At 71.2% G+C, this 12,561-nt stretch carries 10 protein-coding genes; 8 read left to right on the top strand and 2 right to left on the bottom strand.

Features of this window, described 5'->3' with window-relative positions:
• On the bottom strand, nucleotides 1-493 hold a 493-nt coding region (locus D7X96_RS11985), incomplete at its 3' end, for a biotin/lipoyl-containing protein (protein WP_208647300.1).
• Entirely contained in the window at nucleotides 483-3,359 is a 2,877-nt protein-coding gene (locus D7X96_RS11980; protein WP_120551027.1) for a 2-oxoglutarate dehydrogenase E1 component, read from the bottom strand. The genes D7X96_RS11980 and D7X96_RS11985, both read right to left, overlap by 11 nt.
• Nucleotides 3,360-3,666: 307 nt before the next feature.
• On the opposite strand from D7X96_RS11980, the gene fabI reads away from it, so the two are divergent.
• From fabI to D7X96_RS11940, 8 genes are all read left to right on the top strand, one after another.
• On the top strand, nucleotides 3,667-4,500 hold the full coding sequence (gene fabI, locus D7X96_RS11975) for an enoyl-ACP reductase FabI (RefSeq protein WP_120551026.1): 834 nt from the start codon (nucleotides 3,667-3,669) through the stop codon (nucleotides 4,498-4,500).
• 161 nt (nucleotides 4,501-4,661) lie between these two features.
• Nucleotides 4,662-5,039 (top strand): response regulator, encoded by a 378-nt coding sequence (locus tag D7X96_RS11970; RefSeq protein ID WP_120551025.1) that lies wholly within the window; start codon nucleotides 4,662-4,664, stop codon nucleotides 5,037-5,039.
• Nucleotides 5,040-5,044: 5 nt separating this feature from the next.
• On the top strand, nucleotides 5,045-5,911 hold the full coding sequence (locus D7X96_RS11965) for a response regulator (protein WP_120551024.1): 867 nt from the start codon (nucleotides 5,045-5,047) through the stop codon (nucleotides 5,909-5,911).
• Nucleotides 5,908-7,140: a CheR family methyltransferase gene (locus tag D7X96_RS11960; protein ID WP_120551023.1), complete on the top strand. Its 1,233-nt coding sequence runs from the start codon at nucleotides 5,908-5,910 to the stop codon at nucleotides 7,138-7,140. The genes D7X96_RS11965 and D7X96_RS11960 overlap by 4 nt, the downstream gene beginning before the upstream one ends.
• The gene (locus D7X96_RS11955) at nucleotides 7,137-7,676 is read left to right on the top strand and encodes a chemotaxis protein CheW (protein WP_120551022.1); all 540 of its coding nucleotides are present in this window, start codon (nucleotides 7,137-7,139) and stop codon (nucleotides 7,674-7,676) included. Before D7X96_RS11960 ends, D7X96_RS11955 begins: the two co-directional genes overlap by 4 nt.
• Complete coding sequence (locus D7X96_RS11950; RefSeq protein WP_120551021.1) at nucleotides 7,666-9,825, top strand: hybrid sensor histidine kinase/response regulator; 2,160 nt, start codon at nucleotides 7,666-7,668, stop codon at nucleotides 9,823-9,825. Before D7X96_RS11955 ends, D7X96_RS11950 begins: the two co-directional genes overlap by 11 nt.
• The gene (locus D7X96_RS11945; RefSeq protein ID WP_120551020.1) at nucleotides 9,822-10,889 is read left to right on the top strand and encodes a chemotaxis protein CheB; all 1,068 of its coding nucleotides are present in this window, start codon (nucleotides 9,822-9,824) and stop codon (nucleotides 10,887-10,889) included. Before D7X96_RS11950 ends, D7X96_RS11945 begins: the two co-directional genes overlap by 4 nt.
• 43 nt (nucleotides 10,890-10,932) lie before the next feature.
• On the top strand, nucleotides 10,933-12,552 hold the full coding sequence (locus D7X96_RS11940; RefSeq protein WP_120551019.1) for a methyl-accepting chemotaxis protein: 1,620 nt from the start codon (nucleotides 10,933-10,935) through the stop codon (nucleotides 12,550-12,552).
• Nucleotides 12,553-12,561: the final 9 nt, after the last annotated feature.

The following is a 12,561-nucleotide window of genomic DNA, read 5'->3' as shown; positions in this document are numbered from 1 at the left end:
GGGCCGGGGGCGCGGACGGAGCGGCGGCGGGGCGGTTGAGCTGACCCTGCACGTCCTCCTTCATGATGCGGCCACCGGCGCCGGAGCCCTTCAGCTGGCCCACGTCCACCCGGTTCTCCTCCGCCATCTTCCTGGCGGTGGGGGTGATGCGCGTGTCAGCACCGGCCTGGGCCGGAGCCGCGGAGACGGGCGCCGCGGCCTGGGCGGGCGCGGGCGTGGCGGCGGCCACGGCGGGAGAAGCGGCAGCGCCAGCACCACCGGCCTCGATGGTGCCCAGCACGTCACCCACGCGGACCTTGTCGCCCTCCTTGAAGGCGATGGACGCGATGCTGCCGGCGGCGGGGGCCGGCACGTCGATGGTGACCTTGTCGGTCTCCAGCACGACGAGCGGCTCGTCCGCGGAGACGGACTCCCCCTGCTTCTTGTTCCACTTGCCGACGACGGCTTCGGTGATGGATTCGCCGAGCGGCGGGACTTTCAGTTCAACGGCCATTCTGGGTTCCTCGGAGGATGGCTTCTTCGATGATGAGCTGCTGCTCGTAGTCGTGCGTCTTCGTGAAACCGGTGGCGGGGCTGGCGGCCTCGGCGCGCCCGATGTAGCCCAGCTTCACCGTCTGCTGCGCGCGCTGGGACAACAGGTCGTGCAGGCGGGGGAACATGAAGTGCCAGCCGCCCGCGTTGCGCGGCTCCTCCTGCACCCAGTACAGCTCCTGGAGCGCCGGCAGCTTCGCCACCAGGTTGGCCAGTTCGTCCTGCGGGAACGGGTAGAGCTGCTCCACGCGCACGATGGCGATGGAGTCGTCCTTGCGCTCGTCCCGGGCCTTGGCCAGGTCGTAGTACACCTTGCCGCTGCACAAGAGCAGCCGCTTCACCTTCGCGGCGTCCGCCTTCGCGTCCGGAATCACTTCCTGGAACGCGCCGGTGGCCAGGTCGTCCATGCGGCTGGTGGCCTCCGGACGGCGCAGGAGGCTCTTGGGCGACATGATGACCAGCGGCTTGCGCACGGGGCGCAGCACCTGGCGGCGCAGCAGGTGGAAGATCTGCGCGGGCGTGGTGGGGTAGCAGACCTGGAGGTTGTCCTCGGCGCACAGGTCCAGGAAGCGCTCCAGGCGCGCGCTGGAGTGCTCCGGGCCCTGGCCTTCGTAGCCGTGCGGCAGCAGCAGCGTGATGCCGGACAGCCGGCGCCACTTGCTCTCCGCCGCGGCGATGAACTGGTCGATGATGATCTGCGCGCCGTTGGCGAAGTCACCGAACTGGGCCTCCCACAGCGTGAGGCCGTCCGGCACGTCCAGGCTGTAGCCGTAGTCGAAGCCCAGCACGCCCATCTCCGACAGCGGGCTGTTGTAGACGTTGAACGTCGCCTTGCCGGTGGCGAACTGGCGCAGGGGCGTGAACTCCTGGCCCGTCTGCGTGTCGTGCAGCACCGCGTGGCGGTGGCTGAACGTGCCGCGCTCGCTGTCCTGGCCGGACAGGCGGATGCCGTAGCCCTCCGACAGGAGCGTCGCGTACGCCAGCGACTCGCCCTCGCTCCACTGGAGCTCCTCGCTCTCCAGCATGCCCTGGCGCTTCTTGAGCACCGTGCGCTCCACGTCGCGGTGGACGTTGAAGCCCTCCGGCGCCGTGGCCAGCTTCTGGAGCGCGTCACGCAGCGTGGCCTTGGCCACCGCCGTGGACGCCTGGGGCGCGTTCTTCAAGAGGCCGCCCTTGTAGGGCTTCCACAGGCCCTCCAGCGCGTTGGGCTCCTTGAACTGGCTCTCCTGGCGGGCGCGGGTGAGCGCCGCGTCGAAGTCCTGGAAGCAGCGCTGCTTGATGGCGTCCGACTCCTCCGCGCTGATGCGGCCGGCTTCCGCCAGTGCCTTCGCGTAGAGCGCGCGCACCGGCGGGTGCTTGCGGATGAGGTCGTACATCGCCGGCTGGGTGAAGGACGGGTCGTCGCCCTCGTTGTGGCCGTAGCGGCGGTAGCAGATGAGGTCGATGACCACGTCGCTCTTGAACGTCTGGCGGTACTCGGCCGCCAGCCGCGCCGCGTGGACGCACGCCTCCGGATCATCCCCGTTCACGTGGAACACCGGGATGTCCAGCATCTGCGCGATGGCGGTGGAGTAGATGCTGGTGCGCGAGTCCGACGGGTCGGTGGTGAAGCCCACCTGGTTGTTGATGACGATGTGGACCGTGCCGCCCGTCGTATAGCCCTTGAGGCCGGAGAAGTTCAGCGTCTCCGACGTGATGCCCTGGCCGATGAAGGCCGCGTCGCCGTGGATGAGCAGCGGCATCACCTGCGTGCGCTCGGTGTCCCCGCCGCGGTCCTGCTTGGCGCGCACGCGGCCCTCCACCACGGGGCCCACGCACTCCAGGTGGCTGGGGTTGAACGCCAGCGACAGGTGCACGTTCTTGCCGGCGCGCGTGGCGTGGTCCGACGAGAAGCCCATGTGGTACTTCACGTCGCCGCGGCCCAGGTACGCCTTGGGGTCCTTGGGGCCGTCGAACTCGCTGAAGATCTGATCCGGCTTCTTGCCCAGGATGTTGGTCAGCACGTTGAGGCGGCCGCGGTGGGCCATGCCGATGACCAGCTCCTTCAGGCCCATGCCGCTGCCCACTTCCAAGAGCGCGTCCAGCATGGGGATGAGCGCCTCGCCACCATCCAGGCTGAAGCGCTTGGCGCCCACGTACTTCGTGTGCAGGAAGTTCTCGAAGCCCTCCGCGTAGGAGAGCTTGGTGAGGATGTGCCGCTGGTCCTCCACGGAGAACGGCGTGCGGTTCTCGCTGTGCTCCATGCGCTTCATGAGCCAGCGGCGGCGCTCGCTGTCGAGCATCTGCATGAACTCGACGCCGATGTGGTCCGAGTACGTGCGGCGCAGGCGCGTGACGAGGTCCGCCAGGCGCACGCGCTGCTGCGGGAAGACGTTGTTGCACTCCACCGCCTGCTCCAGCTCCTTCGCGGCGAAGTGGTTCTCATCCATCAGCGCCACGTCCGCGACGTGGCCCAGCTGCGGGCGCGGACGCGCCAGCGGATCCAGCGTCGCGCGCAGGTGGCCGCGCAGGCGGAAGGCGGTGATGGCCTGATCCACCTTCGACTGAAGGCCGATGTCCTGCGCCGGAGCGACCGGGGCCTGCGGCACCGCGGCGGCCGGTGCGGCGGCGCCGTTCGCCTTGCCCTTGCCCTTGCCCTCCGGTGCGGCGGGTGTCGGAGCCTCCAGAAGCTTCGTGTTGAAGATGGGGCGGCCCGTGCCGTCGTTGCGCTCGAACACCTCGCGCCAGCTCGCGTCCACGCTGCCCGGATCCTCGAGGAAGCGCGCGTAGAGCCCCTCGATGAAGTCGATGTTTCCACCCGAGAGGAAACTGTCCTGGAAATTCGCCATGGCGGGGGTCTTTTACTGGATGGGGGACGTGTTGGGGGGTTTTCGCCTCAGGTTTGTTGAACCGCGTCATGCATGGCTGCCCGGCTTCACTTTGGGGAGCAGATGGAGTCATGCCCCGCGTGAGCGCAGCTTCACCGAGCACTGGATTCCCCCGGCTGGAAGGAGCTCAAAAGAGCCGCCCGGGTCCCTGGCATGCTGAACGGACGTACATCCGAGGCAAAAGCGACACGGGGTCCGGGGCCTCCCTCGGCGGTTCAGGAGTGGTAAGGACACGCCCCCTCTTTCCACTCTTCCGGAACGGACCGACATGCTCCTCCAGGGCAAGAAGCTGCTCATCACCGGTGTGCTCACTCCGCAGTCGCTGGCCTTCGGGGTCGCGGAGCACGCGATCGCGCAGGGCGCGGAGGTCATCCTCACCGGCTTTGGCCGGGCCAAGTCCCTCACCGAGCGCAGCGCGAAGCGGCTCAAGCCCGGCACGGAGGTGCTGGAGCTGGACGTGACGAACCCGGCGCACTTTCCCGCGCTGACGGAGGCCCTGCGGCAGAAATGGGGCCGCGTGGACGGCGTGCTGCACGCCATCGCGTTCGCGCCCGAGGACGCGCTGGGCGGCAACTTCCTCAACACGCCGTGGGAGAGCGCGCAGACGGCGTTCCGCATCTCCACCTTCTCCCTGAAGGAGCTGGCGGTGGCGTGCGCGCCGCTGATGACGCAGGGCGGCTCCATCGTCGCGCTGGACTTCGACAACCGGCAGGCGTGGCCCATCTACGACTGGATGGGCGTGTGCAAGGCGGCCATGGAAGCCACCGTGCGCTACCTGGCGCGCGACCTGGGGCCCAAGGGCATCCGCGTGAACGCGCTCGCCGCGGGCCCGCTCGCCACCGTGGCGGCCAAGGGCATCCCGGGCTTCAAGGCGCTGGCGCAGTACTGGGGCAAGCAGGCGCCGCTCGGCTGGAGCGACAAGGACAGCCACGACCACGTGGCGAAGACGGCCTGTGCACTTCTGTCCGATTGGCTGTCGTCCACCACCGGCGAGATGATTCACGTGGACGGCGGCTACCACGCCGTGGGCGCACCGCCGGTGGAGACGGTGGAGACACCGGCAGAAGGGGTCCCCGCCAACCCCACGCCCAAGGAAGGCTGAAGCCGCCCAACCTTCCTGGAAAGTCCAGACATCCGCCTGCCAGGCATCCCGGCGGACGGGAGCCCCCCGCTTCCGCCCGTTGGAGCGCTCACGGTAGGATCACCCATGCAGCGCAGGCGCATCCCGCACTCCGCGGAGCCTGCGCGAGGAGCCGTGGCACAGTGAGCACCAATGTCTTGCTGGTGGACGACAGTCCAACCGTCCGCAACATCCTCAAGATCTACCTGATGAACCTCAAGGTCAGCATCGTGGAGGCGGAGGACGCGCAGCGCGCGCTGCAGTTGTTGCGGCTGGTGCCGGTGAGCGTGGTGATCGCCGACATCAACATGCCGAACATGGATGGCATCACCTTCGTGAAGGAGGTCCGCGCGAGCGCCCAGGCGCAAGTGCAGAAGGTGCCGGTCATCCTGCTGACGGCGGAGAAGGGGGAGGACCTGCGCCAGCGCGGTTCGGCTGCGGGGGCCAACGCCTTCATCCAGAAACCGGTGTCGCACGACGAGCTGACCAAGACCGTGCGCCAGTTCCTGAACGGGGGCTGACGACCGTGAGTCTGCCGACGCTGCTGCTGGTGGATGACAGCGACGCCATCCTGGCGCTGGAGCGGGCCATCCTCTCCGGCCACTACACCATCCACACGGCCAGCAACGGCCGTGAGGCGCTGGACAAGGTGGGGCGGCTGCACCCGGCGGCGATGCTGCTGGACCTGTCCATGCCGGAGATGGACGGGGATGAGGTCCTCCAGCGGATGAAGGCGGACGCGGCCACGGCGGACATCCCGGTCATCATCATCTCGTCGGAGAAGCAGCGCGCGGAGGCGTGCCTGGGCCTGGGCGCGGAGGCGTTCCTGGCCAAGCCCTTCCGCGCGGACGAGCTGCTCTTGCGCGTGGGCGAGGCGCTGGAGAACGCGCGCCGGCGCTCGCGCTCCGGGGCCATGCTCGTCCTGCGGCTGCACGTGGGCGAGCGCGAGTTCGCCGTGCCGCTGGACTCCGTGAAGGAGGTCCTGCTCCAGCCGCTGACGCGGCCCTTGCCCACCGGCCCGTCGTACCTGCGCGAGTACGTGGAGCTGCGCGGCCAGGCGGTGTGCGTGCTGGACGTGGCGCTGCGGCTGGGCGTGCAGCACAAGGTGTCCATCGCGGAGCGGATGCTGGTGGTCATCGAGACGGAGGGCGTGTCGCTGGCGCTCACCGTGGACACGGTGAAGGACCCGGAGGAGTTCCAGGCGAGCGACATCGACCGGCGGGAGAAGGTGGGCGGCGCCGAGCACGGCCTGTTGCAGGAAGGCCTCATCGGCATGCTGCGCACGGGCGGCCGCGCGCTGCCCATCCTGGATCCGAAGGTGTTCATCGCGCGGGGGCTCCTGCGCGACCTGCCCGCGCTGCTCGCGCCGGTGGAGGAAGAGCGGAGCGCATGAGTGCGGGGCTCGACCCGAGGCTTCTGGCCCGTGCCCGGGAAGTGGTGGCGGACACCACCGGCTTCCGGGACGACGCCATCGCCCAGGAGGCGGTGGAGCGCGTGCTGCGCGCGGAGCTGGCCCGGGGGCGCGTGCCCACGGAGGTCCTGAGCGAACTGCAGCAGCTGGGCTCGCCCCTGGCCTACACGCTGGTGCGCGCGGTGCTGGTGGGGGAGACGTACTTCTTCCGCCAGCCGGAGCACTTCCGCTACATCGCGCAGGAGGGCATCCCCACGGCGCTGCGCCAGGGCGCCCTGCACCTGCGCGGCTGGAGCGCCGGGTGCGCCACCGGCGAGGAGGCCTATTCGCTGGCCGCGTGCCTGCTGGCGTGCGCGCCCCCCGGGATGCCGGTGGAGGTGGTGGGCACGGACCTGCACGAGGCCAGCCTGGAGGCCGCGCGGCGCGGCACCTACGGCGCGTGGTCCCGGCGCGAGTCCGCCCCCGCGCTGCACCCCGTCTACGAACTCCACAACGGGCGGCAGGTGTCCATCCTCCCGGAGGTCCGCAAGGTGACGCGCTTCGCGCCGGCGAACCTGCTGGCGCCGCTGCCGGAGCGCTTCGGGCAGTTCGACTTCATCCTCTGCCGCAACGTGCTCACGTACTTCTCCCCGTCCGCGCGCGACGCGGCCGTCGTCCACCTGGCGCGGGCGCTGGCGCCGGGGGGCTGGCTGTTCCTGGGCACGGTGGAGGTGGACCGCACGCCGCCGGGGCTCACGCGCGAGGGGCCTCCGGAGCTGCAGGCCTTCCGCAAGCCCCGCCCGGAGGAGCGCACCTTCGCGCAACTGCCCGTGGAAAAGCCCGTGCCCGCGCTCCGCCTGACGCCCGCGCCCCGGCGCCTGTCCGCGCCCACGCCCGTGTTGCCCACGCCTCCGCCGTCCCCGCCTCCGCCCCCCGCGCGGCTGCATCTGCAGGCGCTGGAGCGGATTGAAGAGGGCAACGTGGCCGGTGCGACGGCGGTGCTGGAGCTGCTGGTGAAGCAGGCGCCGGACTACCTGCCGGGCCTCTTGGAATTGGCGCTCCTGCGCGAGCGCGCGGGTGCCCGGGACGCGGCCTTCCCGCTGATGCGCGCCTTGCGCACGCGGGCGGGGCAGCTGCCTCCGGATGCGTTGGTGGATGGACCGGAGGCGCTGCCCGCGCGCTTCTATCTGGCGTCCGCTGACGCCTACCTGAATCTGGGGGCGTTGGAATGAAGCCGTTGGTGGTGGACGAGTCCCTGGAGTCGGAGACGCGAGACCTGCTCGCGCGCCGGGCCGCGCGCCTGCGCGAGCAGGGCGAGTCGACGGTGGAGGAGGCGGTCCATTGGATCGCCGAGTTCCCCCTGGGAGAGGAGCGCTACGCGCTGCCGCTGGAGTCGCTGCGCGCGGCGCTGCCCCTGCGCATGGTGACGCCGGTGCCGCTGTCCGCGCCCGCGGTGATTGGCGTGCTGCGCTTCCAGGGCCAGGTGCTGTCCGCGCTGAGCCTGGCGTCGCTGTTGGGCGGCCACGGGTGGCGGCAGGACCCCGCCGTGCTGCTGGTGGTGGACCGGGGCGACGGTGAGCTGTGCGCGCTCGACTGCGAGGCCATTCCGCGTCCCACGACGCTGCCGCTCGCGTCCGTGGAGGCCGCGCGCGCCCGGGCGGAGGGGCCGGTGGTGGAGGTCTTCACCCACGACCGGCAGCTCATCCACCTCATCGACCCGAAGCGCCTGTTCGGCCGGTCCGACGTGGGAGCGCGCCATGCCCGTTGATCCGATGCTGCAGCCGCTGGTGGCGGGCTTCGCCGTGGAGGCGCAGGAGGTCATCCAGAAGGTCACCATGGACCTGCTGGAGCTGGAGCGCGAGGGGCTGGAGAACGACGCGCTCGCCAAGATCTACACGCGGCTGGGCCGGCACCTGCACACGCTGAAGGGCAGCGCGTCGTCGCTGGGGCTCCAGGACCTGGGCGACATCGCGCACAAGCTGGAGGACGCGCTGGCGCCGCTCAAGGCGCACACGCAGAAGATGCCGCGCCCGGTGGTGGACGTGCTGCTGCACGGGCTGGACCTCTTCATGCTGCGCGCCCAGGCGCACGCGGACGGGCGCGGGGACGACCTGCCGAACCCCGCCGCCGCGCTGTCCCAGCTGGTCGCCGCCGCGCCGCCGCCGGAGCATGCCGCCGTGCTGCCGGGGGGCGCCTTCGCGCAGGTGCCTCCCGCCGCGCAGCCCGCCGCGGTCAGCGCCCCGCCGGAGATGCCGGCCGCGCCGGAGCCCGTGGGTGAGTCCGCCGACGCCGGGTGGCGGGTGAGCGCCGCCCAGGTGACGTCGCTGATGCGCGAGGTGGAGCGCCTGCGCGAGGTGCGCCTGCGGGTGGAGGAGCGCAGCCGGGAGCTGGAGCGGGTGTCCGCGCTGCTCGCGAAGCAGGGCCTGCTGGCGGAGACCGCGGAGGCGCGCACGCTGCTGTCCGGCACGGGCCGCTCGCTGCGCACCGACGGCGAGGAGACGAGCGACGTCGTGGACGCGCTGGAGGACGGCCTCAAGGCCATCACCACGCGCCCCACGCGCACCATCCTGGACCCCTTGCAGCGCATGGTGCGCGACCTGTCGCGCCAGCTGGGCAAGGAAGCGCGCCTGTCGGTGGTGGGCGCGGAGGTGTCGCTGGACCGGCGCCTGCTGGAGAAGCTCCAGGGCGCGCTGGTGCACATCCTGCGCAACGCCGTGGACCACGGCCTGGAGATGCCCGCCGAGCGCGAGAAGGCCGGCAAGCACCACGAGGGCGCGCTCACGCTGCGCGTGGAGCAGCAGGGCAACCTCCTCTACCTGGAGGCGAGCGACGACGGGCGCGGCATCGACCTTTCGCAGGTGCGCAAGGCCGCGGAGAAGCGCGGGCTCATCACCGCGGAGGAGGCGGCGCGGCTCAACGACAACCAGGTGCGCGACCTCATCTTCAGCGAGGGCTTCAGCACGCGCTCGGACGTGACGGACACCTCCGGGCGCGGGGTGGGCCTGGACGCGGTGCGCGCCACGGTGGAGTCGCTGCAGGGCCGCATCGAGGTGTCGAGCACGCGCGGGCAGGGCACGCGCTTCGTGCTGACGCTGCCGGTGGACCTGGGCAGCTCTCCGGTGCTGATGGTGCGCGCGCTGGAGCAGTTCGTGGGCCTGCCCATGCTGGCGGTGGAGTCCACGCAGCTGGCGCGCCCGGACATGCTGCGCGTGGGCAAGCGCCGCACGCACATGGAACACCAGGGGCAGCTGTTGCCCGTCATCGACCTGGGCGCGCGGCTGGGGCTGCGCGCGTCGTCTCCGCCCACGGAGGGCCAGCCGCTGCTCATCGTGCAGAGCGGCGGCAAGCGCGTGGCGCTGGGCGTGGACGCGGTGGTGGGGGACCGGGACCTGGTCATCCGCCCGCTGCCGTCGGAGGTGCGCGAGGTGGCGGCCTGGCAGGGCGCGGCGACGCTCAGCCGCGGTGAGCTGCTGCTCATCCTGCGGCCGGACTGGGTGGTGTCGGATACGGAGAAGGTGACGGTGTCCGCGGTGAGCCGGCGGGCGCTGGTGGTGGACGACTCGCTCACGGCGCGCGCGCTGCACCGGGCCATGCTGGAGGCGGGCGGCTTCCAGGTGCACCTGGCGGCCAGCGGGGCGCGGGCGCTGGAGCGGCTGCAGGCGGACACGTACGACGTCGTCATCTGCGACCTGGACATGGAGGAGATGGACGGCATCGAGCTCATTGCCCGGCTGCGCGAGAACAAGGACACGCGCACGCTGCCCGTCATCCTGGTCTCCGCGCACGACACCCAGGTCGCGCGCGACCGGGGCCTGGCGTCCGGTGCGGACGGCTTCCTCAGCAAGCGCGAGTGTGCCGCGGGCCGGCTGCTCGCGGAGGTGCTGGACGTGATGAGCCGCCGGGGGAGCCGCGAGTGAGTACGAAGAAGTCCATTCGCGTGCTCGTGGTGGATGACTCGCCCACCATGGCCAACACGCTCACCGCGCTCCTCACGGAGGAGCCGCGCATTGAAGTCGTGGGCCGTGCGGGAGATGGCAACCGCGCCGTGCAGCTGGCGCGCCTGTTGCGCCCGGACGTCATCACCATGGACCTGCTCTTGCCCGGCCTGGATGGCCCGGCGGCCATCGCGCACATCATGTCCCAGGCGCCCGCGCGCATCCTGGTGGTGAGCGCGGTGGCGGAGCAGCGCGGCGTGGACCTGGGCTTCCAGGCCATGAGCGCCGGAGCGCTGGAGCTCATTGGCAAGCCCAACGTCACCAACGCGGAGGAGCTGCGCCGCTGGGGCCGGGATCTGGCCCACTCCGTGTGCCTGATGGCGGAGGTGCCCGTCATCTCCCGCCGTCCGCGCGCGGTGGCGCCGCCGCCCGTGCCCAGCGGGGCGCGGGTGGACGTGTTCGGCCTGGTCGCCTCCACCGGTGGGCCGCCCGCGCTGGCGGAGGTGCTGTCCAAGCTGCCCCGCGACCTGCCGGTGCCCATGCTCGTCGCGCAGCACATCACCGTGGGCTTCACGCAGGGCATGGTGCGCTGGCTGTCCCAGGTGTGCGAGCTCCAGGTGGGCGTCGCGCGCGATGGAGAACGGCTGGAGCCGGGCCGCGTGTACTTCCCGCTGGATGGCCATGACCTGCTGGTGGACAGCGTGGGCCTGGCGCGTCTTCAGCGCAGCACCGGCGGGCCGTGCCCCAACGGGGACGTGCTGCTCAGCTCGCTGGCCATGGCGTACGGCCGGCGCAGCGGCGGCGGCGTGCTCACCGGCATGGGTGAGGACGGCGCGCGGGGCCTGCTGGCCATCCGTCAGGCCGGGGGCGTCACCCTGGCCCAGGACGAGGCGTCCAGCGTCGTCTACGGCATGCCTCGCGCCGCCGTGGAGTTGAAGGCCACCGATGGGGGCACGCCGCTCGCGCTGGTGGCGGACCTCATCCTGCAGAGCTGTCAGCGCCCGTCGTTCCGTCCCAGCCGTGGCCCGGAGGGAGGGGCACGGTGAGCCGTTTCCCAGCGTCAAACCGCAGTCGTCCGGGAGTGTTCCCTTGAAGCCCTCCGCCACGCTCCCTGTCTCCTTCTTGCGAGGGCTCGGGCTCGCGCCGAGGTTCGTGCTCGTCACGGCCCTCATCAGCGCCTCCGTGGCCCTGCTGCTCACGCTCATCGCCACCCGCCAGCTGCAGTCCAACCTGGAGGAGCGCCACGCCAGCGAGGGAGAGGCCGTGGCGCTGAGCCTGGCCATCGCCGCGGAGCAGGGCGTGTCCGCGGGCATGGGGTCGCTCCAGCCGCTCCTGGAGACGTTCCGCGAGCGCGAGGACCTGGCGTACATCTTCATCCAGGACCCCACCGGCTTCGTGCTGGTGCACTCGTTCCAGGGGGGCTTCCCGGAGAACCTGAAGGCCGCCCTCGACGCTCAGCCCGGCGTGAGCCAGGGCCGCACGCGCGTGGTGCCGGAGGTGCGCATCCTGCGCGGCGGCAAGGCGCTGCGCGCGCTGGATGTCGCGGCGGCCGTGGCGGAGAAGGGCCGGCTGGGCACCGTGCACGTGGGCATGGCGCGCGAGTTCATCGACGCGAAGGTGGAGGCGCTGCGCTGGCGGATGCTGGGGTTCGCGCTCCTCCTGGTGGCGGGCGGCGTGGTGGTGGCGGCGCTGTTCGGCCGGAGCATCGTGCGGCCGCTGGCGGAGCTCACGGCCGTGGCGGGCCACATCGTGGAGTCCGGCGACCTCACGCGCCCCATCAAGACGCGCGGCAACGACGAGGTGGGGCGGCTGTCCAACTCCTTCTCCCAGATGGTGGGCAAGCTGCGCGAGGTGACGCTCAACCTCCAGCACGCCGCCACCGCGCTCACGCAGTCCACGGACCACCTGAACGCGTCCTCCACGGAGCAGGCGCAGACCATCTCCCGCCAGGCCGCCGCGCTGCAGGAGACGCAGGTGACGGCGCAGGAGATCAAGCAGACCTCCACGCTGGCCGCGCAGAAGGCGGAGAGCGTGCTCAGCGTCGCCGAGCGCGCGGACACCCTGGCCAGGGCGGGCGAGGCCTCCATCGAGCAGACGATGGCGGGCCTCAACGACATCCGTGAGCAGGTGGGGGAGATTGCCCACAAGATCCTGGAGCTGGGCGAGCGCACGCGCCAGATTGGCGGCATCACCCAGACGGTGAAGGACCTGGCGGACCAGTCCAACATGCTCGCGCTCAACGCGGCCATCGAAGCGGTGCGCTCCGGTGAGCACGGCAAGGGCTTCAGCGTGGTGGCGCGCGAGATCCGCGCCCTGGCGGACCAGTCCATCCAGGCGACCACGCGGGTGCGGGAGCTGCTGGACGACATCGCCAACTCCGTCACCGCCGCGGTGCGCATCACGGAGCGCGGCGCGGAGCGGATGGAGGCGGGCCTGGCGCAGGTGCGCAACAGCGGGCAGAACCTGCGCGAGCTGTCCTCCATCGTCCAGGACAACGCCGCCGCCGTCCGGCAGATCGCCGCCGCGGTGAACCAGCAGAACGTGGGCATCAATCAGATCACCCTGGCGGTGAACGATTTGTCCAAGATGATGGACGACACCGTGGCCCGCATCGGGTCCACCGGTGAGGCGGCCACCACGCTTCAAATCATCTCCGAGCAGCTCTCCAGCGCCGTGGGCGCGTACAAGATCGAAGTGACGCTGAAGTAGGCAACACGA

The organism is Corallococcus interemptor, assembly GCF_003668875.1.
Lineage (GTDB): Bacteria > Myxococcota > Myxococcia > Myxococcales > Myxococcaceae > Corallococcus > Corallococcus interemptor.
Note: the sequence above shows the minus strand (reverse complement) of the source record. Positions and strands in the feature narration are given on the sequence as shown.